23 protein-coding genes are annotated in these 22,591 nt (G+C 60.2%); 18 read left to right on the forward strand and 5 right to left on the reverse strand.

All coding sequences use genetic code 11. The features are described from left to right. Window positions 1-153 precede the first annotated feature (153 nt). The gene (gene mscL, locus ACTG2J_RS16120; protein WP_047438040.1) at window positions 154-564 is read left to right on the forward strand and encodes a large-conductance mechanosensitive channel protein MscL; all 411 of its coding nucleotides are present in this window, start codon (window positions 154-156) and stop codon (window positions 562-564) included. A 71-nt stretch (window positions 565-635) separates the two neighbouring features. On the opposite strand, the gene xerD is transcribed toward mscL, so the two are convergent. Then, complete coding sequence (gene xerD, locus ACTG2J_RS16125; RefSeq protein ID WP_307896336.1) at window positions 636-1,535, reverse strand: site-specific tyrosine recombinase XerD; 900 nt, start codon at window positions 1,533-1,535, stop codon at window positions 636-638. A gap of 250 nt (window positions 1,536-1,785) precedes the next feature. On the opposite strand from xerD, the gene fldB reads away from it, so the two are divergent. The 3 genes from fldB to ACTG2J_RS16140 all read left to right on the forward strand — a co-directional run bounded on the left by fldB (window position 1,786) and on the right by ACTG2J_RS16140 (window position 5,247). Next, the gene (fldB, locus tag ACTG2J_RS16130) at window positions 1,786-2,304 is read left to right on the forward strand and encodes a flavodoxin FldB (protein WP_307896335.1); all 519 of its coding nucleotides are present in this window, start codon (window positions 1,786-1,788) and stop codon (window positions 2,302-2,304) included. A gap of 202 nt (window positions 2,305-2,506) precedes the next feature. Further along, complete coding sequence (locus ACTG2J_RS16135) at window positions 2,507-3,907, forward strand: TldD/PmbA family protein (RefSeq protein ID WP_307896334.1); 1,401 nt, start codon at window positions 2,507-2,509, stop codon at window positions 3,905-3,907. Further along, window positions 3,907-5,247, forward strand: coding sequence for a TldD/PmbA family protein (locus ACTG2J_RS16140; protein WP_307896333.1), 1,341 nt, complete (start codon window positions 3,907-3,909; stop codon window positions 5,245-5,247). Before ACTG2J_RS16135 ends, ACTG2J_RS16140 begins: the two co-directional genes overlap by 1 nt. A gap of 62 nt (window positions 5,248-5,309) precedes the next feature. Here ACTG2J_RS16140 and ACTG2J_RS16145 read toward each other — a convergent pair whose 3' ends face one another. Next, window positions 5,310-5,861 carry a hypothetical protein gene (locus tag ACTG2J_RS16145; protein ID WP_101529549.1) on the reverse strand — a complete coding sequence of 184 codons (552 nt, stop codon included), beginning with the start codon at window positions 5,859-5,861 and terminating at the stop codon, window positions 5,310-5,312. 83 nt (window positions 5,862-5,944) lie between these two features. Next, window positions 5,945-6,439, reverse strand: a complete 495-nt coding sequence (locus ACTG2J_RS16150) for a zinc ribbon-containing protein (RefSeq protein WP_005335155.1) — start codon at window positions 6,437-6,439, stop codon at window positions 5,945-5,947. Window positions 6,440-6,584: 145 nt separating this feature from the next. On the opposite strand from ACTG2J_RS16150, the gene leuS reads away from it, so the two are divergent. From leuS to lipA, 14 genes are all read left to right on the forward strand, one after another. Beyond that, complete coding sequence (gene leuS / locus ACTG2J_RS16155) at window positions 6,585-9,161, forward strand: leucine--tRNA ligase (RefSeq protein WP_439997665.1); 2,577 nt, start codon at window positions 6,585-6,587, stop codon at window positions 9,159-9,161. A gap of 113 nt (window positions 9,162-9,274) precedes the next feature. Beyond that, window positions 9,275-9,757, forward strand: coding sequence for an LPS-assembly lipoprotein LptE (locus ACTG2J_RS16160; protein ID WP_005335160.1), 483 nt, complete (start codon window positions 9,275-9,277; stop codon window positions 9,755-9,757). Further along, window positions 9,757-10,794 (forward strand): DNA polymerase III subunit delta, encoded by a 1,038-nt coding sequence (gene holA, locus ACTG2J_RS16165; protein ID WP_274160787.1) that lies wholly within the window; start codon window positions 9,757-9,759, stop codon window positions 10,792-10,794. Before ACTG2J_RS16160 ends, holA begins: the two co-directional genes overlap by 1 nt. Further along, a complete protein-coding gene (gene nadD, locus ACTG2J_RS16170; protein WP_439997666.1) occupies window positions 10,788-11,438 on the forward strand; it encodes a nicotinate-nucleotide adenylyltransferase in 651 nt (216 codons plus the stop codon). Before holA ends, nadD begins: the two co-directional genes overlap by 7 nt. A gap of 103 nt (window positions 11,439-11,541) precedes the next feature. Further along, complete coding sequence (gene rsfS, locus ACTG2J_RS16175) at window positions 11,542-11,883, forward strand: ribosome silencing factor (protein WP_005335165.1); 342 nt, start codon at window positions 11,542-11,544, stop codon at window positions 11,881-11,883. A gap of 19 nt (window positions 11,884-11,902) precedes the next feature. Further along, the gene (gene rlmH, locus ACTG2J_RS16180) at window positions 11,903-12,370 is read left to right on the forward strand and encodes a 23S rRNA (pseudouridine(1915)-N(3))-methyltransferase RlmH (protein ID WP_439997667.1); all 468 of its coding nucleotides are present in this window, start codon (window positions 11,903-11,905) and stop codon (window positions 12,368-12,370) included. A 103-nt stretch (window positions 12,371-12,473) separates the two neighbouring features. Next, a complete protein-coding gene (gene mrdA, locus ACTG2J_RS16185; protein WP_429231227.1) occupies window positions 12,474-14,402 on the forward strand; it encodes a penicillin-binding protein 2 in 1,929 nt (642 codons plus the stop codon). After that, window positions 14,395-15,498, forward strand: coding sequence for a rod shape-determining protein RodA (gene rodA, locus ACTG2J_RS16190; RefSeq protein ID WP_005335170.1), 1,104 nt, complete (start codon window positions 14,395-14,397; stop codon window positions 15,496-15,498). Before mrdA ends, rodA begins: the two co-directional genes overlap by 8 nt. Continuing rightward, window positions 15,498-16,496, forward strand: a complete 999-nt coding sequence (gene mltB, locus ACTG2J_RS16195) for a lytic murein transglycosylase B (RefSeq protein WP_113739667.1) — start codon at window positions 15,498-15,500, stop codon at window positions 16,494-16,496. The genes rodA and mltB overlap by 1 nt, the downstream gene beginning before the upstream one ends. Beyond that, window positions 16,438-17,418 carry a septal ring lytic transglycosylase RlpA family protein gene (locus ACTG2J_RS16200; protein ID WP_113739666.1) on the forward strand — a complete coding sequence of 327 codons (981 nt, stop codon included), beginning with the start codon at window positions 16,438-16,440 and terminating at the stop codon, window positions 17,416-17,418. The genes mltB and ACTG2J_RS16200 overlap by 59 nt, the downstream gene beginning before the upstream one ends. Before the next feature lie 186 nt (window positions 17,419-17,604). Next, a complete protein-coding gene (locus ACTG2J_RS16205; protein ID WP_005335176.1) occupies window positions 17,605-18,801 on the forward strand; it encodes a D-alanyl-D-alanine carboxypeptidase family protein in 1,197 nt (398 codons plus the stop codon). A gap of 292 nt (window positions 18,802-19,093) precedes the next feature. Then, entirely contained in the window at window positions 19,094-19,357 is a 264-nt protein-coding gene (gene ybeD / locus ACTG2J_RS16210; RefSeq protein WP_005335178.1) for a DUF493 family protein YbeD, read from the forward strand. A 61-nt stretch (window positions 19,358-19,418) separates the two neighbouring features. Further along, complete coding sequence (gene lipB, locus ACTG2J_RS16215; protein ID WP_106842844.1) at window positions 19,419-20,096, forward strand: lipoyl(octanoyl) transferase LipB; 678 nt, start codon at window positions 19,419-19,421, stop codon at window positions 20,094-20,096. Next, window positions 20,093-21,061 carry a lipoyl synthase gene (lipA, locus tag ACTG2J_RS16220; protein ID WP_439997668.1) on the forward strand — a complete coding sequence of 323 codons (969 nt, stop codon included), beginning with the start codon at window positions 20,093-20,095 and terminating at the stop codon, window positions 21,059-21,061. Before lipB ends, lipA begins: the two co-directional genes overlap by 4 nt. A gap of 107 nt (window positions 21,062-21,168) precedes the next feature. Here the strand turns inward: lipA and ACTG2J_RS16225 are convergent, their stop codons facing one another. Together ACTG2J_RS16225 and ACTG2J_RS16230 are read right to left on the reverse strand one after the other, a co-directional pair. After that, on the reverse strand, window positions 21,169-21,729 hold the full coding sequence (locus ACTG2J_RS16225; RefSeq protein WP_323910963.1) for an NUDIX domain-containing protein: 561 nt from the start codon (window positions 21,727-21,729) through the stop codon (window positions 21,169-21,171). A 7-nt stretch (window positions 21,730-21,736) separates the two neighbouring features. Beyond that, window positions 21,737-22,537: a DUF2989 domain-containing protein gene (locus ACTG2J_RS16230; protein WP_245133110.1), complete on the reverse strand. Its 801-nt coding sequence runs from the start codon at window positions 22,535-22,537 to the stop codon at window positions 21,737-21,739. Window positions 22,538-22,591 lie beyond the last annotated feature (54 nt).

The raw sequence follows: 22,591 nt of genomic DNA on the forward strand, positions 1-22,591 counted from the left end.
AAATGGCTCCCCCCGATTGCCAAGGACTCATAACGCCCGCAAGCTAGTCAGGACGACAGGAATAACGCGGCTTAGCCTCTGTTTTTCCTGACAAGAGTTCGCCCTTTGGTAAGGGTAATCAACGCGCTATCTTGTTTAATTTCGGAGGAAATAATGAGTCTGATTCAAGAGTTCAAAGCCTTTGCCGCCCGCGGCAACGTCATCGATATGGCGGTCGGTATCATCATTGGTGCCGCCTTCGGCAAAATTGTCTCCTCTTTTGTCGGTGACGTAATCATGCCGCCCATCGGCCTGATCCTGGGCGGCGTGGACTTCAGCGACCTAGCGGTCACTCTGAAGGCCGCAGAAGGTGCAACACCCGCCGTAGTTATCGCCTATGGTAAGTTCATCCAGACCATCATCGACTTTCTGATCATCTCTTTTGCCATCTTCATGGGACTGAAAGCCATCAACACCCTCAAGAAAAAGCAGGAAGAGGAAGCCGCCGCCCCGGCAGGCCCAACCAAGGATCAGGAGCTGCTGACCGAGATCCGTGATCTGCTGAAATCCCAGCAAGGGAAATAAGCGCCATCTCCTGTCGTGTAGAGATAAAAAACCGCCTGCTGGCGGTTTTTTGTTTTTGGGAGGCCAGCCACTCAAGCTCTGGGGTGATGCTCCCCGTGCAGCGCCTTGAGTCGCTCGTTGGCCACATGGGTGTAGATTTGGGTAGTGGAGAGATCCGCGTGACCCAGCAGCATCTGCACAACCCGCAGGTCTGCGCCGTGGTTGAGCAGATGGGTTGCAAAGGCGTGGCGCAAGGTATGGGGGGATAGCTCGCCGTTAATCCCGGCCCGCAGGGCATAGAGCTTGATGCGATGCCAGAAGGTCTGGCGAGTCATCATACGGGCCTGCTTGGAGGGAAATACCACATCCGAGCTGGTGCCCCCCAGCAGCAGGGTGCGGGCCTCCCGGTAGTAACGCTCCAGCCAGTGCATCGCCTCCTCGCCCATCGGCACCAGCCGCTCCTTGTTGCCCTTGCCCACTACGCGCACCAAGCCCTGACGCAAACTAACATGCTCGGCAGTGAGCCCCACCAGCTCGGAAACCCGCAGCCCGGTGGCGTAGAGCAGCTCCAGCATCGCCTTGTCCCGCAACTCCAGCGGGTCATCCACCAGCGGCGCACTCAGCAACGCATCCACCTCCGTTTCGCTTAAATCGGAGGGGAGTTTTTTCGGCAGCTTGGGCCCCCCCAGCAGCACGGTCGGATCATCGCTGCGCAGCTTCTCACGGTTGAGATACTGATAGAAACGGCGCAGGGCCGACAGGAAGCGGGCCGTACTGCTGGCCGCAAACTGGTGATCGACCCGCCAGGCGAGGTAGTGCTGGATCTCGTCCATCCCCGCCAGCAGCAGCGAGCTCCCCTGCTCGTCGAGCCAAAGGGAGAACTTCTCCAGATCGCTGCGATAGGAGCTGACCGTGTTGTCAGACAATCCCCGCTCCAGCCAGAGGGCATCGAGGAAGGGTTCAATCAGGGGATGGGGGTCAGGCTTGCTCATGGTGCGCTGCAATCAGGGGAAAGATGGCCCATTGTAACGCGCCAACTCCTTGGAAAGACAAGGCACTTTCATTGGAAAGGTAAGGCTCGTATGCCACGCCCCTTGCCGGGCGGTGAAGGTCGAATGGCAATCTGCTAGACTGGCGCCCTCCCCTTACGTTACCCATCGTGTTGCCAACATGGCGCTGCCCACACGAGCATGCGAGAACGCGCCAAAAGCAAGCGAGAAAGCGCCAACAGAGAGAAGAGCGATGAAGATTGGTCTGTTTTACGGTTCCACCACCTGCTACACCGAGATGGCTGCCGAGAAGATCCGCGCCCTCATCGGCCCCGAGCTGGTGGATATTCACAATATCAAGGATGTCTCCCTGCGCCGGATGGAGGATTACGAGATCCTGATCCTCGGCATCTCCACCTGGGATTTTGGCGAACTGCAGGAGGATTGGGAGTCCCGGTGGGAAGATATCGCCGATCTCCATCTGGAGGGACGCATCGTGGCCCTGTTTGGCCTCGGCGATCAGCTCGGTTATGGCGAATGGTTCCAGGACGCCCTCGGCATGCTGCACGCTCAGCTGGTGCCAAAAGGGGTCAAGCTGGTGGGCTACTGGCCCAACGAAGGGTACGAATTCGATGCCTCCAAGGCACTGATCGACGATGGCCGTCACTTCGTCGGGCTGGCCCTCGATGATGCCAACCAATATGACCAGACCGATCCGCGCATCGAGCAGTGGGTCGAGCAGATCCTGAGCGAAATTCACGCCCTGCTCTGATCTTTCCCACGTTTTGGCAAAACGACCCTGAGCGCCTGGCCCTGGCCGCCGGGCGCAGTTATCGCACCGATTTTCTCAATCGGTATCATCGCATGACGCTATAGCGACTTTTTTGTGCTGGTCTGCAACAATGGACTCGACATCCCATAACAATCAGAGCCGGATGTCGGAAGCAAACGGACAGACCAGAAAAGGATATTCTATGACTCCATTCTCCCTGTTGGCCCCCGCTATCGCCCGCGACGTGCTCGATCACGCACTGGCGCTGGGTGCCGATTTCGCCGAGCTGTTTGTCGAGCGCAAGCGCCGCAGCCAGCTCAGCCTGCTCTCCAGCCAGATAGAGAACATCAGCGGTGGCCTCGATTTCGGCATCGGCGTGCGCCTCTGCTATGGCCACAAGGTGCTCTACGGCTACACCAATCTGGCCAGCCGCGACGAGCTGCTGCGTATCGTCACCCTGCTGGCGGCCAAAGACCGCCGCGACCCTGTGGTGACCGCCACCGCCTTCGATTTCACCCGCCTGACCGACCGCAACCCGGTCGCGCTGCCGCTGTCGGCAGACAAGCTGCTGGAGCAGAAGATCGCTTATCTGCACGCCATGGATGCGGTGGCCCGCGCCGAGAGCGACAAGGTGAGCCAGTTCTCCGGCAACGTGCTGGGCTGGGAGCAGGAGGTGGAGATCTTCAACAGCGAAGGGCTGCAAGTGGCAGATCGCCGCCACTACAACCGCATCATGGCCCAGACCATCGCCCGCGAAGGGAGCGAGCAGAGCGTCGGCTATGAGGCGCCGGGCGCCCTGATGGGCTGGGAACATGCCGAGCGCATCGATCCGCGCGAGCTGGCGCTCACCGCCACCCGTCAGGCACTGGTGAAACTGGGGGCTGCCCCCTGCCCGAGCGGCACCCTGCCGGTCATCATGGAGAACGGCTTTGGCGGCGTCATCTTCCACGAGGCGTGCGGCCACCTGCTGGAGACCACCTCGGTGGCCAAGAAGGCCTCGGTATTCCACGACAAGATGGGCCAGCTTATCGCCAATCCGGTGGTCAATGCGGTGGACGAAGGCTTGCAGAGCAACGTCTGGGGCTCCATCAACGTCGATGACGAAGGGATGGCGACCCAGCATACCCAGCTCATCAAGGACGGTGTGCTGACCGGTTTTCTGGTGGACAGAATGGGCGCCCTCAAGACCGGTTATGCCCGCACCGGCTCGGGTCGGCGCGAATCGTACAAGTACGCCCCCACCTCGCGCATGCGCAACACCTATATCGAGCCGGGCAACCACAGCCTCGACGACATGCTGGCCACGGTGGAGCACGGCATCTACGCCAAAAAGATGGGGGGCGGCTCGGTACAGCCCGGCACCGGCGAGTTCAACTTCAACGTGCAGGAGGCCTACCTCATCGAGCACGGCAAAATCACCAGACCGCTCAAGTCGGCCACCCTGATCGGCACCGGCCCGCAGGTGCTGAAAGAGATCTCCATGGTGGGCAGCAATCTGGCGCTGGCCGCCGGCATGTGCGGCTCGGTCTCGGGCTCGGTCCCCACCTCGGTGGGCCAGCCGGCGCTGAAAGTGGACAATATTCTGGTGGGAGGGAACGCCTGATGAGCCAACTCGACATGAACCAACTGCTCACCCGCCTGCTGGACAAGGTGGCCGAACTCAACGCCGAAGCGGACATCATCGCCAATCAGGAGAGAGCCTTCTCCCTCAAGGCCGACAAGGGCGAACTCGGCGAATACAAGGTGACCAGCAGTCAGCAGCTCGGCATTCGTCTGATCAGGGAGGGCCGGGTCGGCATCGCCTACTCGGAATCCCTCGATGAGGCGGCGCTCGATGCCATGCTGCAGGATGCGCTAGATGCCAGCCGCTTTGCCAAGGTAGACCCGGATCAGCGCATCTCGGTGGCCAGTAGCCGGCTCACCACAGATTGCGCCGAGATCAATCAACCCGATACTACGCCGATTGAGGAGAAGATCGCTCTGGCCCTGCGCCTGGAGTCAGACATGCTGGCCATGCCCGATGTGAGCGGCGCCCCCTACAACAGCTTCTTCGAAGGGGAGAGCCAGCTCTGGCTCGCCAACAGTCAGGGCACCCTCTGCCAGCACGGTGAGTTCAGCGTCGGCTGCTACACCTCGGCACTGGTCGAACGGGATGGCCGCCAGTCGATGCACTCGCAAGGGCTGTATGGCCGTTGCTTTGACGAGCTGGATAGCCAGCGGCTCATCGCGCAGATCTACGCCGTCGCCAGCGACCTGCTGCCGGGCGAGGCAGTACCAAGCGGTCGTTACAGCGTCATCTTTAGCACCAACTGCTTCGCCAGCCTGTTTGGCTGCTTTCAGGGTGTGCTGTCGGGCAAGTGGGCCCAACAAGGGATCAACCCCTGGCGCAGCAAGATCGGCCAGAGCGTGGCGTCACGCTGGCTTACTCTGGAAAGCCGGGTCTATATGCCTGGCGGCATGAACATCAAGGCGTTTGATGGCGAGGGAGCTGCCAGCTCGGATCTGCTGCTGATTGGCGAAGGGGAGCTGAAAACCCTGCTCCACAACAGCGCCACCGCCCGCCACTTTGGCGTCGCCAGCAACGGCTCGGCCGCTCGCGGTGCCCGCAGTGCCCTCGATGTGACCGCTCGCCATCTGGTGTTTGGCGCGGGCCCCCACTGCGAAGCGGAAGTGCAGAGCGGCGACTATCTGGAGCTGGTCAAGCTGGATGGCCTGCATTCGGGTGCCGATGCGGTGAGCGGTGACTTCTCCTTTGGCGCATCGGGTTTCCTCTGCCGCGATGGGGTGCGACTGCAGCCGGTGCGCGGCATCACGGTAGCGGGCAACTTCTACCGCCTGCTGGGCGAGCTGGAAGCGGTCGGCGATACCCTGCACCACAACGACGGCAAGGGCTTCTACGCCCCGCAGATCCGTTTTGGCGGCCTCTCCGTCGCGGGCAAGTAAACGCCCCGACGAAATCTGCAAGCAAGAAAAAGGCGCCTGATGGCGCCTTTTTGCTATTTATCTCATTCTACAAACGCTGCAGATTTTTTAGCTGATTGCTTTTGTGCTCTTTCTATTGCGCCCAGAAACTCAGGGATTGCATCGGCATAAGACATTCCACCACTAGGATGTTTAACGCATGCCCATTCAACAGGCAATTCAGGCAACTGCTCCCACATTTGATGCCCCAAAACAAGGATCACATCTGGCTGTAGTTCCTGCACAACCACTTTCAAAGCACAAACAGCCCGCTCCCACATTGCAGTAGTTGGTCGGATACGGCCTACATCCCCAACAAACTCTTGAATGTAGTTATAAAAAGCAACATGCCTCCATGTTTCATGCCGCTCTTCAATACTTACCGCTCCTGCTTCACAGCGTAATAGCTTCGTAAGCTTGGTGAAAAAAGGTGACCCAGCACAAAAAGCATGTTCGTTAACAACGAATTGTGTGTAATCGGGAGAAAGATCTTCCGCATCACCATAATGAGATTCACCAAGAACCATTACTCGCACACCGTAATGGCTTTCGTAATACTTGTCGCCAATATACGGCTTGAAAAAAATCTGCGTCACTGCACTGCATCCTCACATTGTGTTTTCTCAATTCACACCAACGCTGCGGTATCGAACTACGTCGTTCAATAAGCTTTTCAAACTCAGGGTGAAAGCGGCTCGCGGTGATACTCGGCGCAGCCACACTCGGGGCAGGTATCGAGCTGTTGTGGGTGTAGCACGGTATGGCGCCAGCCGCACTGGTCGCACACCATGACCCCGAGCCCCACCCAGTCACCCGCTTCGTAAACACCCTTGTGCTCCAGCTCGTCGGCCAGCTCGCGCCACTCCACCTGGGCGCGGTCGGTCACATCCGCCAGCCAGGACCAGGCGGTGTCTTTGAGGGCCAGCATAAAGGCAGACTCTTCCACCTGCGCACTATCGTCATGGCGCCCCTCGTCATAGTTGCCCAGATCCCGCTTCACGTACTCGGCGATGAGCGCCAGTTCGTCTTGGGTCAGGTCGCTGGCAGCCTCCAGATAGGCCTGCACCTTGGCAATCATCCGGTTGAGGCGCTCCCCCTGGAACTCTTCAGTCTCTTGCCACTGTTTTTGCAGCTCGGCAATGAAGGCTTCGTACCCTTTTTGACGTTTGTCCATGGCTCTAACTCCTCTACTAAACCCTGATCTGGCCCGGCTTAAGGCCCAAGGGACGCTGGCGGTTGTTGCCGCCGCAGGATATGGGTATTCTATTGCGATTTCCCAGCTGATTTATCTATTCATTTCACAGATCCGGATGTCACCAATGCAAGAGCAATACGTTCCCCAATCAATCGAACCAGCAGTGCAAAAGCACTGGGATGCCAAGAAAACCTTCAAGGCCGTGGAGAAGGTAGACAAGGAGAAGTTCTACTGCCTGTCCATGTTCCCCTATCCGTCTGGTCGACTACACATGGGGCACGTTCGCAACTACACCATAGGTGATGTGATCTCCCGTTATCAACGCCTCAATGGCAAGAACGTGCTGCAACCCATAGGTTGGGATGCATTCGGTCTGCCGGCCGAGAACGCCGCGATCAAAAACAATACCGCGCCGGCGCCCTGGACCTACGAAAACATCGAATACATGAAGAACCAGCTGAAGATGCTGGGTCTGGGTTATGACTGGGATCGTGAAGTCGCCACCTGCAAACCGGATTACTACCGCTGGGAGCAGTGGTTCTTCACCAAGCTCTACGAGAAGGGTCTGGTCTACAAGAAGACCTCCTCCGTCAACTGGTGCCCGAACGACATGACAGTGCTGGCCAACGAGCAGGTGGTCGACAACTGCTGCTGGCGCTGTGACACCCCGGTGGAGCAGAAAGAGATCCCCCAGTGGTTCATCAAGATCACCGACTACGCCGAAGAGCTGCTCAGCGACATCGACAATCTGGAAGGCTGGCCAGAGATGGTCAAGACCATGCAGCGCAACTGGATTGGCCGCTCCGAAGGGGTCAACATCAGCTTCAATATCGAAGGTCAGGCTGAACAGCTGGAGGTCTACACCACCCGTCCGGACACCTTCATGGGCGTCACCTATGTCGGTATCGCCGCCGGTCACCCGCTGGCGCTGCAAGCGGCCCAGAACAATCCGGAGCTGGCAGCCTTCATCGAAGAGTGCAAGAACACCAAGGTAGCCGAAGCTGAACTGGCCACCATGGAGAAGAAGGGCATGGCCACCGGCCTCTACGCCATTCACCCGCTGGATGGCCGCAAGGTACCGGTCTGGGTCGCCAACTTCGTGCTGATGAACTATGGCACCGGCGCCGTGATGGCGGTTCCGGCCCACGATCAGCGTGACTTCGAATTCGCCACCAAATATGGCCTCGACATCAAGGCGGTGATCAAGCCGGTTGATGGCGACATCGACGTGAGCGACGCCGCTTATACCGAGAAAGGCGTGCTGTTCAACTCCGGCGAGTTTGACGGTCTCGACTTCCAGGGCGCCTTCGATGCCATCGCCAGCAAGCTGGAAGGGCTGGGCAAGGGCAAGCGCACCGTCAACTACCGTCTGCGCGACTGGGGTGTCTCCCGTCAGCGTTACTGGGGTGCCCCCATCCCGATGCTGACCCTGGCTGACGGCACCGTAGTGCCGACGCCGGAAGATCAACTGCCGGTACTGCTGCCGGAAGATGTGGTGATGGACGGCATCCAGAGCCCGATCAAGGCCGACGTCGAGTGGGCCAAGACCACCTACAACGGTCAGGAAGCGTTCCGCGAGACCGATACCTTCGACACCTTTATGGAGTCCTCCTGGTACTACGCGCGCTACTGCTCCCCGGACTACGACAAGGGCATGCTGGATCCGGCGGCTGCCAACCACTGGCTGCCAGTGGATCAGTACATCGGCGGTATTGAGCACGCCTGTATGCACCTGCTCTACGCCCGCTTCTTCCACAAGCTGCTGCGTGACGCAGGTCTCGTGAACAGCGACGAGCCGTTCAAGCGTCTGCTCTGCCAGGGCATGGTGCTGGCCGACGCCTTCTACTACAAAGACGAGAAGGGCGGCAACGTCTGGGTCAGCCCGACCGACGTCAAGGTAGAGCGTGACGAGAAGGGTCGCATCACCAAGGCCATCGACAACGAAGGCCGTGAGGTAATGCACTCCGGCATGACCAAGATGTCCAAGTCCAAGAACAACGGCATCGACCCGCAGCTGATGGTCGAGCGTTACGGCGCCGATACCGTCCGTCTGTTCATGATGTTCGCCTCTCCGGCCGAGATGACCCTGGAGTGGTCCGACTCCGGCGTAGAGGGTGCCCAGCGCTTCCTGCGTCGCCTGTGGCGCGTCACCTTCGAACACGTTTCCGGTGGCGCCGTTGCCGCTCTGGATGTGGCTGCTCTCACCAACGAGCAAAAAGCGGTACGCCGTGAACTGCACAAGACCATCGCCAAGGTGAGTGATGACGTGGGTCGCCGTCAGACCTTCAACACCGCCATCGCCGCCATCATGGAGCTGATGAACAATCTCTCCAAGCTGGGTTCAGAAGAGCAAGACCGCGCCCTGATGCAGGAAGCGCTGGAAGCCGTGGTAGTCATGCTCTACCCCATCACCCCGCACATCGGCTTCGAGCTGTGGAAGATGCTGGGCAAGGGCGACGACATCGATCACGCAGCCTGGCCGGTGGCCGATGAAGCGGCCATGGTCGAGACCGAGAAGCTGGTAGTAGTACAGATCAACGGCAAGATGCGCGGCAAGCTGACCGTGCCGGCCGAGATCAGCCAGGCCGACGTCGAGAAGCTGGCGATGGCTGATGCCTCCGTGCAGAAGTTCACCGACGGTCTGACCGTGCGCAAGGTGATCTATGTACCTGGCAAGCTGCTCAATATTGTCGCTAACTAATTGGCTGCCAACTGATTGGTTACCAACTGATCATTGCCAATCTGTGACAGCAAACGGATGATAACGGCGGGCCCTGCGCCCGCCGCTTTCCCTTAATGCAAAGAGGATTTTCTATGGGCACCATCTTCACCCGCTGGATGGCCATCGTGCTGGCTGGTCTGCTGCTGCAAGGCTGCGGCTTTCACATGCGCGGCAACGGCATTCCGAGCGAGCTGATGACCATGAAGGTCGTGGGCGACAACAAGAGCGACTTCTACCGGATGGTTACCACCCGCCTGAAGGCCTCTGGCGTAACCCTGGCCGACAAGGAGGGCATTCCGGTGCTCACTCTGGGCGGCGTAGGCAGCACCAGTCAGGTCGCCTCGGTCAACGCGCTGGGGACGGACACCGAATATGTGCTGGGCTTTGGTACCCAGTTCACCATCTCGGTGCCGGGCAAGCCAACTCAGGTATTCCCCATCAACTTCAACCGCAGCTTCCTCAACAAGCCGGATGCCGCACTCGCCTCCTCCCGTGAGCAGGAGCAGCTCAACCGCGAGATGCAGGAGCAGGCGGCCAATCAGGTGATCCGGCAGTTGAGTCAGGTCAGCTTCTGATGCGGATCTACCCGGAACAATTTGGTGACCACCTCAAAGCAGGGCTTCGGCCCTGCTATCTCGTTTTTGGCGACGAGCCCCTGTTGCGACTGGAGGCCATCGATGCCATCCGTCAGGTCGCCCGCAAGCAGGGTTTCGATGAACGCCACACCTTCGTGGTGGAACAGGGGCTGGACTGGAATCAGGTCTACGATGCCTGTCAGGCCATGAGCCTCTTCTCCGCCCGCCAGATCATCGAGCTGGAGCTGCCCGCCAAGGTGGACAAGGATCTCGCTGCCCGCATCAGCGAAATTGGCAAACAGCTTCATCCCGACCTGCTGCTGGTGCTGAGTGGCGGTCGCCTCAACCAGACCCAGATGAAGGCAGCCTGGTTCGACAAGCTCTACCAGATTGGCACCTATGTGCCGGTCAACCATCCGGAGCCCAAGTTCTTCCCGCGCTGGATGAGCGCCCGTTTTGCGCGTTTCGGCCTCAAGGCGCTGCCGGATGCCATCAACTTCATGTGCCACTCCTACGAGGGCAACCTGCTGGCCGCCAGCCAGGAGATCGAGAAGCTGACCCTGCTCTCGCCGCCCCAGCCCATCAGCGTCACCTATCTGCAAGAGACCATTATCCGCCACGCCCACTTCACCCCGTTCCAGCTGGTCGATACCCTGCTGGAGGGCAAGGTGAACCGGGCCCAGCGCATTCTGGCCGCCCTGCGGGCAGAAGGCACCGAGCCGGGGATGCTGGCCTGGACCCTTTGCCGCGAGCTGGAGCAGCTGACCGAGCTGTCGTTGGCGATGCGCAACGGCCAGCCGCTGGGTGAGCACTTCAGCCGCCTGCGCATCTGGCAAAGCCGCCAGCAGCTCATTCAGCAAGCACTGACCCGACTGCCGTTTGCCAAGTTGCAGCAACTGTGGCAACTGATGGCCCAGCTGGACGACGCCCAGCGCAGCTTCGATACCGAACAGGCCTGGCTGATGTTGCAGACCATTGCCCTCGGCTTTCGTGATGGCACCCCGCTGCCGCTGGTGATGGAGAGCAGCCCGTGCTGAAGGCGCCCATTGGCCTGCTGGGGGGCACGTTCGATCCTATCCATATCGGCCATCTGCGCCCGGCCATCGAGGCGCGCGATGCCCTCGGGCTGGCCGAGATGCGGCTGATCCCGAACCATATCCCGCCCCACCGTGCCAATCCGTTCTGCTCAAGCGAACAGCGCCTAGCCATGGTCAAATTGGCGGCAGCAGAGAACCACCACTTTGTGGTGGATGAGCGGGAGCTGAGACGAGACAAACCCTCTTACACCATCGATACCCTTATCGAGCTGCGTCATGAGCTGCCCGATACGCCGCTCTGTTTTCTGATGGGGATGGATTCCCTGCTGAGCCTGCCAAGCTGGCACCGCTGGCAGGAACTGCTCGATTACGCCCATCTGGTGGTGAGCGTGCGGCCGGGCTGGCAACCGGAGTATCCGGCCGAAGTAGCGCAGCTGCTGGCGCGCCATCACACCACGGATGCCAACGCGCTGCATCAGCGTTTGGCCGGTCATATCTGGCTGGCGGACAACCAGCCCATCGAACTGTCAGCCACCCGACTGCGAGCCTTGCTGGATGGGGGGCAAGACACCCGCTACCTCTTGCCCGAGTCGGTTGCGCACTATATTGATCAACAGGGGCTCTACCGCGCCAACCGCTGCTAGCCCCTGTCGTAATCCCGCCCCATCCGATGGGAAACGGGAGTGACCATGATATAATCCGCCGCCCTGACGCAAACGCAGCGCGCCGGAATACAGGAGAGACTCATTGCAAGGCCAAGAATTGCATGCCTTTATCATCGACAAGATCGATGACATGAAAGGCCGCGACATCATCACCCTCGATGTACGCGGCAAATCCAGCATTACTGACACCATGATCATCTGTTCCGGCAACTCCAGTCGTCACGTCAGCGCCATTGCCCACCATCTGGCCAGCGAGGCCCGCCACGCGGGTCTGGATCTGCTGAGCGTGGAAGGGCAACTGAGCGGTGAATGGGTGCTGGTAGATATGGGCTCGGTGATCGTGCATGTGATGCAGGATGAACATCGTGACTTCTACCAACTGGAAAAGCTGTGGAGCGGTGCCGCTCAAATGAATACGCAATAAGAGCACAAGTGTAACGACCATGAAGATCCAGTTGATTGCGGTGGGCACCAAGATGCCCGCCTGGGTAGAGCATGGCTTCGAAGAGTATCGTCGCCGCTTCCCCAAAGACATGCCGTTTGAACTCATCGAGATCGGCGCAGGCAAACGGGGCAAAAATGCCGACATTCCCCGCATCCTGCAGAAGGAAGGGGAAGCCATGCTGGCTGCTGCGGGGCGTTCGCGCATCGTCACCCTCGACATTCCGGGCAAGCCCTGGACCACGGAGCAGCTGGCTACCCAGCTGGAGGCGTGGAAACTCGATGGCCGCGATGTCGCGCTGCTGGTAGGCGGGCCGGAAGGCTTGTCCCCCGAGTGCAAGGCTGCCGCTGAACAGAGCTGGTCACTGTCACCGCTCACCCTGCCCCATCCACTGGTGCGGGTGCTGGTGGCAGAGAGCCTCTATCGGGCCTGGAGCATCACCACCAATCATCCGTATCATAGAGAGTGAGCCATGCGTCTCTGGAGTCTCACCTCTCATATTCACCCCTATCACAGAGAGTGAACAATGCAGTTCCTGCTCTTATTGCCCCCAAGGGTCTTGAGGTAAAGGCATGCTGAAACAACGCATCGAAATGCGCGATCACAGTGCCGAGGGCAATCTGTTCTTCCGGCGCACCCTGGTAGCCTACATCGGCATCGTCGTGCTGATGCTGGTGCTGCTGGGCAATCTCTATTATCTGCAGGTCGAGTCCTACGACACCTACCAGACTCGCTCCAACTCCAACCGAATCCGCGTGGTGCCGGTGGCACCGCCACGGGGCCTCATCTATGACACCAACGGTGTGCTGCTGGCGGAAAACCGCCCGGTCTACAGTCTGGAAATCGTGCCGGAAGAGACCAAAGATCTCGAAAAAACCGCCGACCAGCTGATCACCCTGCTGGGTCTGCCGGAAGGCACCAAGGAGAAGTTCCTCGCCGAAGTGAAGCGCCAGCGCCGCTTCAAGCCGGTCGCCCTCTACGAGAAGCTGACCGAATATCAGGTGGCCCTCTTCTCGGTCAACCAGCACAACTACCCGGGCGCCAGCATCGAGGCCTACCTCAAGCGCTACTACCCGTTTGGTGACACCCTCACCCATGCTTTGGGCTATGTGGCCAAGATCAACACCCGTGACGTGGAGCGCCTCGAGAAGGAAGAAAAACTCGCCAACTACGCGGCCACCAAGGATATCGGCAAGCAGGGGGTGGAGAAGTATTACGAAGATGAGCTACACGGTGTGGCGGGCTATCAGGAGGTCGAGGTGAACAACCGCGGCCGCATTGTCCGCACCCTCAAGTTCCAGCCACCTATTCCGGGCAAGGATATCTACCTCAATATCGACGTCCGGATGCAACTCAAGGCCCAGCAACTGCTGGCTGGCCAGCGCGGAGCCATCGTGATGATGGACCCGAAAACCGGCGCCATCCTGGCCCTGGAGTCGAGCCCGAGCTATGACCCCAACCTGTTCGTGACCGGTATCTCCAGCGCCAACTACTCGGCGCTGCTCAACGATCCGGCGCGGCCACTGGTGAATCGCACCACTCAGGGCATTTATGCACCTGCCTCCACCGTCAAGCCCATGATGTCCATCATGGGTCTCAACGAGGGGGCCATCACCCCGGGCTACCGCTATTTCGGCGGCCCCAGCTTCTCCATTCCCGGTACCACCAAGAAGTTTCGCGACTGGCGCCGCTGGGGTCATGGCTGGCTCGACGTCTATCGCGCCATCGAGGTCTCGGCAGATACCTACTTCTACGATCTCGCCTATCGGGTCGGCATCGACAAGATCCACAGCTACATGACCAAGTTTGGCTTCGGTCAGTACACCGGGGTCGATCTCTATGAAGAGACCAAGGGAGTTATGCCGTCCCGTGACTGGAAGATGGCCCGTTGGCGCCAGCCCTGGTATCAGGGTGACACCATCTCTGTCGGTATCGGTCAGGGCTACTGGAGCGCCACCCCGCTCCAACTGGCCAAGGCGATCAGCATCCTGACCCAGAATGGTCACGACGTCACCCCGCACCTGCTCAAGAGCACAGCCTCCCAGGCGGGGGTGGTCGATGCCCCCATCAACCCCAATATCGCCCTCAAGCTCAAGAACGACAGCTTCTGGAAAGTGGCGCAGGATGGGATGTGGCGAGTCAACCATGGCAGTGAAGGCAGTGGCCGTCACTCGTTTGCCAAGGCGCCTTACTCCTCAGGCGGCAAATCGGGCACAGCCCAGGTAGTCGGTTTGAAGGAAAATCAGGTTTACAACATCAAGACGGTCAAGGCGGAGCATCGCGATAACGCTTTGTTCGTTGCTTATGCCCCCTTCGAGGCACCCAAAGCGGTGGTAGCTCTGGTACTGGAAAACTCCATCGGAGGTGGTGGTGGTCGAGCTGCATCGCCCATTGCACGCCAGATGCTGGATGCCTATCTGCTGCCCCCTGATCCGCAACTGCCACCGGCACCGGCACCGGAAAAGCCGTCCCAACCGAGTGAGGTCGCTCCCAATGAGTAATTCTGCCCGCCAGCAGAGCATCTGGTACAAGCTGCATATCGACTTGCCCCTGCTGCTCGGTCTGCTGGCCGTGATGACCCTCTCCATGGTGGTGCTCTACTCCGCCTCCGGTCAGGATATGGACTCCATCGTGCGCCAGCTGGTGCGCGGCGGTCTCGCCTTTGCTCTGATGATCGGCCTGGCCCAGCTGCCCCCCTCCCTCTACGCCCGCTGGTCGGTGCCGCTATTCGCCGTGGTGGTGCTGATGCTGATTGCGGTGGACGTGTTCGGCCACATCGGCAAGGGGGCCCAACGCTGGCTCGATCTGGGCTTTATGAAGTTCCAGCCCTCCGAGGTGATGAAGCTCTCCATGCCGATCATGGTGGCCGCCTGGCTCAGTCGCCACTCGCTGCCACCCAAGTTCAGCCATGTGGTGATCGCCCTCATCATGGTGCTGCTGCCCACCCTGCTGATCGCCGCCCAGCCTGACCTTGGTACCTCCATTCTGGTGGCCGCCTCCGGCTTCTTTGTCATCTTCCTGGCAGGGCTCAGCTGGTGGCTGATCGGCTTGGCGGTCCTGCTGATGCTGGCCTTTATGCCGGTGCTCTGGTTCTTCCTGATGCACGACTACCAGCGCCAGCGAGTGCTGATGCTGCTCGACCCGGAGAAGGACCCGCTCGGTCGCGGCTATCACATCATCCAGTCCAAGATTGCCATCGGCTCCGGCGGCGTCTTTGGCAAGGGGTGGCTGCAAGGGACCCAGTCCCAGCTGGAGTTCCTGCCCGAGCGCCATACCGACTTCATCTTCGCAGTATTCAGCGAGGAGTTCGGTCTGGTAGGGGTTGCCCTGCTGCTGGTGCTCTACCTCTACGTCATCAGCCGCTGCCTGTTTATCTCGATGCAGGCCCAGAACAGCTTCGAGCGACTGCTGGGCGGCGCCATCACCCTCACCTTCTTCGTCTATGTGTTCGTCAACATGGGCATGGTGAGCGGCATCTTGCCGGTGGTAGGGGTGCCCCTGCCGCTGGTGAGCTATGGCGGCACCTCCATGGTGACCCTGATGGCCGGATTCGGTATCCTGATGTCCATCCAGACTCATAGAAGACTGCTCGCCTGATGAGACGGGTCGGATTGCTGCTCTCGCTCGCCACCACGATGGCGACCGCCGCCGTAGCGCCGGATCGGTTGGCCCTGCTCGCCGACCAGCAGCAGGTGCCGCTGGCGGAGCTGCAGGCCGCGGTCGCCCGCGCCCAATTACGGCAGGAGGTGCTCGACACCATCAGCAAGCCGTGGGAGGCCAAACCCTGGCATCGCTACCGGCCGCTGTTTGTTACCCCGGATCGCATCCGTGATGGCCAGCAGTTCTGGCAACAACATGCCGAGACGCTGGCCCGCGCAGAGCAGACCTATCGGGTGCCCGCCTCGCTCATCGTGGCCATCATAGGGGTAGAAACCTTCTATGGTCGCCAGATGGGCCGTCATCCGGTGCTCGATAGCCTCTACACCCTGGGGTTCCACTACCCGGAGCGGGCGGACTTCTTTGCCAAGGAGTTTGCCCAGCTGGTGGTGCTGGCCAAAGAGGAAGGGTGGCAACTCGATGCCCTCAAGGGCTCCTATGCCGGCGCCATGGGGATGGGGCAGTTCATGCCCTCCAGCTACCGCCACTACGCCGTCGATTTTGACGGGGATGGCAAGCGGGATCTGTTTGCCAACCCGGTCGATACCATCGGCAGCGTGGCCAACTATTTTGCCAGCCACCAGTGGCGCTGGGGCGAATCCGTGGTGGAACCGGCCCAGATCGGGTTGATGGCAGTCGAACCTCTACTCAGGCCTGAGCCCGAGTTAACACAACAGTGGTCAGAACTGGCGGCGGCAGGGATTGAGCTCGCCACGCCGCTGGCCCCACAGACGCCGGTCAAGTTACTGGCGTTTGCCCAAGCCGATGGACCGGAATACTGGGTCGCACGGCATAACTTTTATGTGATCACCCGTTACAATCGCAGCCCACTCTATGCGATGGCGGTGTATCAACTTAGCCAAGCCATTCAGGAAGCGTATGCATCTTCGTCACAAACTCCTCCCACTCAGCCTGAGCTTGTTGCTGGCCGCCTGTAGCAGCCAGCCGGAACAGAGCGCCCCCGTCGAGCCGCAAGCACCGGTCAGCAAGCCACCCGTTATCGAGATCCCGCAAGCCACCGGCGCCATTCCGCGCCCCGAGCCCCTGAGTGCCAGCGGCAACCGGGACTACTGGATCGGCAAGCAGAAGCATGAGGTGTGGCGCGACATCAAACACTACAGCGAAGAGGGCACCGCCAGCTGGTTGTCGCCGGATCTGGACGGCCAGAAGACCGCCAACGGCGATGTGCTGGACAGCAAGCTGTTCAGTGCCGCCCACCGCAACCTGCCCATCCCGAGCTATGTGAGGGTCACCAATCTGGACAACGGGCTGGAGACCATAGTGCGGGTCAACGACCGCGGCCCGTTCAACAGCCCGCGCCTGATCGACCTCTCCTACGCAGCGGCCAAGCAGCTGGAGATGGTCGATAGCGGTGAGGCCCGAGTACGGCTGGAGCTGATCAGCGACACCCCGGATCAGATGGTGATCATGGAGCCGATGAAGCCGATCGAAATGACTCCGACCACTCCGGCTGCGGCCTCCAACACGCTGTCGCAAGATGGCTTCCTGGGTGAACCGACGGCACTGGCGATGGCTACTCCCGCTGCCGAACCCGCTCCCGTCAAGGCGCCCGCCGCCAAGCCAGCCAAAGCGGCACCTGTCACGCCAGCACCAGCCAAGGCTGCAGCGCCCGCCAGCAGTGGTGATGGCAAGATGATCCAGGTTCTGGCCAGCGGCTCCCGGGATCGGGCCGAGGCGATGGGCAAGGTGATGACCCAGCGTTACGGCGTGCCCTACCGGATCGATGCCCATGGCGCCATTTTCCGAGTACTGATTGGCCCAGTCGCCGCCGATCAGCAGGCAAGTGTGCTGGAAAAAGTACGTCAGGGCGGACTGGAACAGGCCTTTATCGTGCCCTGATCGCCCCCTTTTGCCGCGGATGTGACTAACCGCTTACTCACTGTCATCACGTCGTTTTATGGCGTGATGACAGGGAGTGATGGATAAAAAACCAGTTCTGATCGCCATCTCGGGCTATAACCTGCGGGCGCATCTGGTATAGTTAGGCCCGCATTTTATCCCCATCTGGCTCGCAGGAATTTCAAGATGTCCAAATTTGCCCGTTCAGTTCTTCTGGCCTCACTGATCAGCGTAACCGCCCAGGCCAATACGCCGGTGCCGACACCGACCCCGAATGCCATGCCCATGGTGGTTCCCGCCGCGCCGGAGATCTCCGCCAAGGCCCATATTCTGATCGACTACTACTCAGGTCAGGTGCTGGCCGAGCAGAACGCCGAAGAGCGTCTGCCGCCTGCCAGTCTGACCAAGATGATGACCTCCTACATCATCGGCCAGGAGCTGCTGAAGGGGAACATCAAGCGCACCGACATGGTGACCATCAGCCAGAATGCCTGGTCCAAGAACTACTCCGACTCCTCCAAGATGTTTATCGAGGTGGGCAAGCAGGTCTCTGTCGATGATCTCAACAAGGGCATCATCATCCAGTCCGGCAACGACGCCTGCGTCGCCATGGCCGAGTTCCTGGCAGGCAGCACCGACTCCTTCGCCAGCCTGATGAACAGCTGGGCCGCCAAGCTCGGCATGAATGACAGCCACTTCATGAACCCGCACGGTCTGGATGCGGAAGGTCACTACAGTACCGCTCACGACATGGCCCGTCTGGGTCAGGCGCTGATCCGCGACCTGCCGGAGGAGTACAAGATCTACTCCCAGAAATCCTTCGTGTTCAACGGCATCACCCAGCACAACCGCAACCGCCTGCTGTGGGATCAATCCCTGCAAGTGGATGGCATCAAGACCGGCCACGTCAGCCAGGTCGGCTATAACCTGGTCTCCTCTGCCACCAACAACGAAGGCATGCGCCTGATCGCCGTGGTACTGGGCGCCAGCAGCGAAGCCTCCCGCGCCGCCGAGAGCAAAAAACTGCTCACCTATGGCTTTCGCTTCTTCCAGAGCCTGACCCCGTACAAGGCAGGCACCGAGCTGGTCACCCAGAAGATCTGGATGGGCGACAAACCGGAAGTGAAACTGGGCGTCGACAAAGATGTCTCCGTGCTGGTCACCCGCGGTCAGGGTAACAACCTGAAGGCTGATTTCCAGCTCGACAGCGAGCTGAAAGCGCCGCTGGCCAAGGGGCAGCGCGTCGGTACCGTGTTCCTGAAACAGGGCGACAAAGAGATCAAGCAGGTGCCGCTGGTTGCCCTGGAAGAGGTGCAGGAAGGTGGCTTGATGAGCCGTCTGTGGGACTATTTGGTACTGCTGGTCACCAGCTGGTTCAAGTAATCCAACGCACAATCCTCACCAAACAGCGGCGCCAACAGGCGCCGCTGCTGTCTGTGACCGGCAAAGGCAGTGAATAACCCTGTAAACTGCAGGTTCCGCCTTACCCTGATTTGTGGTAAAAAGCAGCACTTCCATCCTTGTCTGACCGATCCTGGCCTTGATCCCGGTCCGGGCCGCGCCCATATAGTTATGAGCCGTGCCCATATAGACTTGAAATGGCGGCCTCCACGGGCCATCGGCCACTAGCCATCCAAGATGAAGTCATCCCGGTGATGACGCAAAAGGTGAGTAAATGAATACCAAGTTTGATGAACTGCTGGAGTTTCCCTGCAAATTCCCGTTCAAGGTACTCGGCGTTGCCGACCCGGCACTGCCGGAAATGGTGGTTGAAGTGCTGCAGCAGCACGCCCCCGGCACCTACAGCCCGACAGTCCAGCCCAGCTCCAAGGGCAACTACCACTCGGTCCGCGTGACCGTGACTGCCCAGAGCAAGGAGCACATCGAAGCGATGTACCACGCCCTTGGCAAGATCGAGCTGGTGAAATACGTACTGTAATTTCTCTCTCGCCCCGTTCTGCGGGGCGACTGTTTTGGCCGCAGCACGCCGCGAGGACGCCATGTCATCCCAGATCCCCGCCCAGTCCAGCCTGATTGTCAGGCAGCTGGGTCGCCGCCCCTACCAGCCGGTATGGGACGCCATGAAAGCCTTCACCGACAACCGCACCAGCGATACCCCGGACGAGTTCTGGGTGGTCGAGCACGATCCCGTCTACACCCAGGGTCAGGCCGGCAAGGCCGAACACCTGCTCAATCCGGGCAATATCCCGGTGGTGCAGAGCGATCGCGGCGGTCAGGTGACCTATCACGGCCCGGGCCAGCTGGTGCTCTACGTACTGGTGGATGTCCGCCGCTGCAAATTCTCGGTTCGCGAGCTGGTGACCGCGCTGGAGACAGCCATCATTAACACCCTCGCCAAAAGCGATATCCAGGCCTATGCCAAGGCCGATGCCCCCGGGGTCTATGTGAAAAATGACCTTGGCATGGAGGCAAAACTGGCCTCGCTGGGTCTGCGCATCCGCAAGGGGTGCTCGTTCCACGGGCTGGCCCTCAACATCAACATGGACATGACCCCCTTCCTGCACATCAATCCGTGCGGCTATGCGGGCATGGCCATGACCCAGACCAGCGCCCTGGGCGGCCCGCAAAGCGTGGCCGAGGCGCAATCCATTCTGGTGGCCGAACTGGCCAACCTGATTGGCTATCAAACAATAACAAACACCGAGAGTGAATCATGAGCAAACCCGTTCGTATGGAGCCGGGCGTCAAGCTGCGCGATGGCGACAAGATGGCCCTGATCCCGGTGAAATTCATGCCGGATCCCAACGAAGAACTCCTTCGCAAGCCGGACTGGATGCGGATCAAGCTGCCCCCCTCCAGCCAGAAGATCGAACACATCAAGAGCACCTTGCGCAAGAACAAGCTGCACTCGGTCTGTGAAGAGGCCTCCTGCCCCAATCTGGCGGAGTGCTTCAACCACGGCACCGCCACCTTCATGATCATGGGCGCCATCTGCACCCGTCGCTGCCCCTTCTGCGACGTGGCCCACGGCCGCCCGCTGGCACTCGATCCGGACGAGCCGAAGAAGCTGGCGCTGACCATCAAAGAGATGAACCTCAAGTATGTGGTGATCACCTCGGTGGACCGCGACGATCTGCGCGACGGCGGTGCCCAGCACTTCGCCGACTGCATCCGCGAGATCCGCGAGCACAGCCCGCAGACCCGCATCGAGATCCTGACTCCGGATTTCCGTGGCCGGATGGAGCAGGCGCTGGAGGTGTTCCGCGAAACCCCGCCGGACGTCTTCAACCACAACCTGGAGACAGCCCCGCGCATGTATCGCGTTGCCCGCCCGGGTGCCGACTACAAGTGGTCGCTGGAGCTGCTGCGCCGCATCAAGGAGATGCACCCCCACGTGCCGACCAAGTCCGGTCTGATGATGGGCCTTGGCGAGACCAACGAAGAGATCGTCGAGGTGCTCAAGGATCTGCGCGCCCACGGCGTCAACATGCTGACCCTGGGTCAGTATCTGCAGCGAGCGAGCCGCCACCACCTGCCGGTGAAACGCTACGTGCCGCCAGCAGAGTTTGACGAGCTGAAAGATGTCGCCATGGAGCTGGGCTTTACCCACGCAGCCTGCGGTCCTTTCGTTCGCTCTTCCTACCATGCTGATCTGCAAGCCAAGGGCGAAGAGGTCAAATGATCTCGCACGACAGAGTGGCCAAGTAACCGTCACCCTCGCAATAAAAAAGAGCGCCTATTGGCGCTCTTTTTGTTGGTGTCACTGACCGTTGCGGCTTGATGTACTCATCAGCCATGGTCGAAGATCCCCTGCTGATGCCAGCGTTGCAGCTGGGCCAGCACCCGGGTCTCTCGCGCCGTCCACTGGGGACAGGGCCCCGCCAGCTGGGTCTTGTTGGTTTGCAGCGCCTCGTCGAGGGCAAACCAGCCGGGCACGAAGCCAAGGCGGATCTCGTAGGGCTGTGGCTGCGGGGCCACCAGCTGATCGCCAATCCGACACAAGTAGTAGAGCGAGCGGATGCAGTAGGCATCGAACCCCGGCTCGCGGGCGGCGCGATATTCACGGGTCTCGCCAAGCAGGCCCCCCACTTCCCGCAGCTCGGCACCGCACTCCTCCAGCAGCTCGCGAGCGAGCGCCACATGGTGGCTCTCCCCCGCTTCAATGCCGCCCCCGGGGAACATCAGATCGCCGTTGACCCGGGAGTGCACCAGCAGCAGCTCGTCGCCACGGGGCACCACGGCACGCACCGTGAGGCGCTCCAGAGTACGGCCATCAGTACGTACCTCGCCATGAACGAAAGAGAGATCGAACGGATTGGGCCAGCAGCTGGCCGGAGAGTGCGTCGTCATCACTGCCTCAGGGCCGGTAGTTGCCGTGCTGGAGCTGCTCGACAATTTCGGCAGCCCGCACATCGTAACCATCCTGCTCTGTCTTGCTCAGGGTGTGGTAGATGCCAAAACGCTTGGCGGAGACCTCGGGGCTATCCTGAAACGATTCGCTCACCTTGCCCCACAGATAGGCCAGCCCATACTGTTTCTGGCCCATATAGAGGGTACTGAGGGAGGTGAACATGCGGCTGTTGACCTTATCCCCCTCCTGATAGAGGGAGAGCCCGTGCTGCAGGGTGGCAATGGCCTTTTCCGGGTCGCTCTTGGCGTAGATACCGCCGAGCGCCAGTTGCAGCTCGGGTTCATCCAGCGCCTTGGTACCTTCCAGCGCCATAAACTGCTGGCGAGCCAGCTCGTTGGTGTTGTTGGTCCAGTGCCAGAGCAGCAGGTAGGGATCTTGTGAATTGCGGGTCGCCGCATCGAGCTGGGCCAACTGATCCCCGGCCGCCAGCATGCCCTCGACCCGTGGACTCTTCTGCTCGCGGGCATTCTTGTATTCAATGCTGGTGGAGCGCTCGGCACACTTGAGATAGCGCTCAAGGTTACGCATCAGCTCGTACTTGCGCCGATCCGTCCCCTCTTCCTTGAGATAGAAGCGACTGCGGATCACATCGGTACGCTCGTAGCGACACCAACCATCGTCCACCAGATCCTGGCAGAGCTCGGGATGATTGCCACAGATGTTGTGGATCCGGTCGTCATTGCAGCCAGCCACGGCAAGGCCGACTGAAAGCATGATGAAGGTCTGTCGCAGGGGGAAATTGGCCATGGTTCACATCTTGTTGGTAACGCGGGTTGGTAACAACTGGCGCCTTTACGGGCC

This window comes from Aeromonas sp. 6P (assembly GCF_051919525.1).
GTDB lineage: Bacteria > Pseudomonadota > Gammaproteobacteria > Enterobacterales > Aeromonadaceae > Aeromonas > Aeromonas veronii.

Coding starts and splice junctions, on each gene's coding strand:
- mscL (WP_047438040.1), top strand. CDS start 154: ATGAGTCTGATTCAAGAGTTCAAAGCCTTTGCCGCCCGCGGCAACGTC.
- xerD (WP_307896336.1), bottom strand. CDS start 1,535: ATGAGCAAGCCTGACCCCCATCCCCTGATTGAACCCTTCCTCGATGCC.
- fldB (WP_307896335.1), top strand. CDS start 1,786: ATGAAGATTGGTCTGTTTTACGGTTCCACCACCTGCTACACCGAGATG.
- ACTG2J_RS16135 (WP_307896334.1), top strand. CDS start 2,507: ATGACTCCATTCTCCCTGTTGGCCCCCGCTATCGCCCGCGACGTGCTC.
- ACTG2J_RS16140 (WP_307896333.1), top strand. CDS start 3,907: ATGAGCCAACTCGACATGAACCAACTGCTCACCCGCCTGCTGGACAAG.
- ACTG2J_RS16150 (WP_005335155.1), bottom strand. CDS start 6,439: ATGGACAAACGTCAAAAAGGGTACGAAGCCTTCATTGCCGAGCTGCAA.
- leuS (WP_439997665.1), top strand. CDS start 6,585: ATGCAAGAGCAATACGTTCCCCAATCAATCGAACCAGCAGTGCAAAAG.
- ACTG2J_RS16160 (WP_005335160.1), top strand. CDS start 9,275: ATGGGCACCATCTTCACCCGCTGGATGGCCATCGTGCTGGCTGGTCTG.
- holA (WP_274160787.1), top strand. CDS start 9,757: ATGCGGATCTACCCGGAACAATTTGGTGACCACCTCAAAGCAGGGCTT.
- rlmH (WP_439997667.1), top strand. CDS start 11,903: ATGAAGATCCAGTTGATTGCGGTGGGCACCAAGATGCCCGCCTGGGTA.
- mrdA (WP_429231227.1), top strand. CDS start 12,474: ATGCTGAAACAACGCATCGAAATGCGCGATCACAGTGCCGAGGGCAAT.
- rodA (WP_005335170.1), top strand. CDS start 14,395: ATGAGTAATTCTGCCCGCCAGCAGAGCATCTGGTACAAGCTGCATATC.
- mltB (WP_113739667.1), top strand. CDS start 15,498: ATGAGACGGGTCGGATTGCTGCTCTCGCTCGCCACCACGATGGCGACC.
- ACTG2J_RS16200 (WP_113739666.1), top strand. CDS start 16,438: ATGCATCTTCGTCACAAACTCCTCCCACTCAGCCTGAGCTTGTTGCTG.
- ACTG2J_RS16205 (WP_005335176.1), top strand. CDS start 17,605: ATGTCCAAATTTGCCCGTTCAGTTCTTCTGGCCTCACTGATCAGCGTA.
- ybeD (WP_005335178.1), top strand. CDS start 19,094: ATGAATACCAAGTTTGATGAACTGCTGGAGTTTCCCTGCAAATTCCCG.
- lipB (WP_106842844.1), top strand. CDS start 19,419: ATGTCATCCCAGATCCCCGCCCAGTCCAGCCTGATTGTCAGGCAGCTG.
- lipA (WP_439997668.1), top strand. CDS start 20,093: ATGAGCAAACCCGTTCGTATGGAGCCGGGCGTCAAGCTGCGCGATGGC.
- ACTG2J_RS16225 (WP_323910963.1), bottom strand. CDS start 21,729: ATGACGACGCACTCTCCGGCCAGCTGCTGGCCCAATCCGTTCGATCTC.
- ACTG2J_RS16230 (WP_245133110.1), bottom strand. CDS start 22,537: ATGGCCAATTTCCCCCTGCGACAGACCTTCATCATGCTTTCAGTCGGC.